This is a genomic window from Streptococcus oralis (assembly GCF_001075675.1).
GTDB classification, from domain to species: Bacteria; Bacillota; Bacilli; order Lactobacillales; family Streptococcaceae; genus Streptococcus; species Streptococcus oralis_V.
In genome coordinates this window covers 1-313 of the sequence record NZ_JUNW01000035.1, presented here as the reverse complement: position 1 = coordinate 313, position 313 = coordinate 1, and the positions used below count along the sequence as shown (strand labels likewise).

Here is a 313-nt window from a genome sequence, read left to right as displayed (position 1 = left end):
TACCTTCAGCAAGGTTAGCCTTGGTGGAACAGAAATCGCAGGTGCAGAGATTAAGATCTATAAAGGCGATAAGGCAGAAGGTACAGCCGTAGAAAACTGGACTTCAGAAGCTGGTAAGTCTAAAGAATTGAACTTGGCACCAGGTACTTACACCTTCCATGAGGAAGCCGCTCCAACTGGTTACCTCAAAGTAACGGACATCACTTTCCAAGTCAAACACGACGGCACAGTGGAAGTGACAAACGTTGGTGAGAAAGACTCTAAGGGTGAAGAAAACAAAGTCGTTACCAACGGCTCAACTGTAACTGTAACC

The 313-nt window shown here is 45.7% G+C and carries 1 protein-coding gene; it reads left to right on the top strand.

From position 1 onward, the window contains the following. Positions 1-313: prealbumin-like fold domain-containing protein (locus ADM50_RS05390; protein ID WP_049484768.1), on the top strand; the 313-nt coding region annotated here is incomplete at both ends.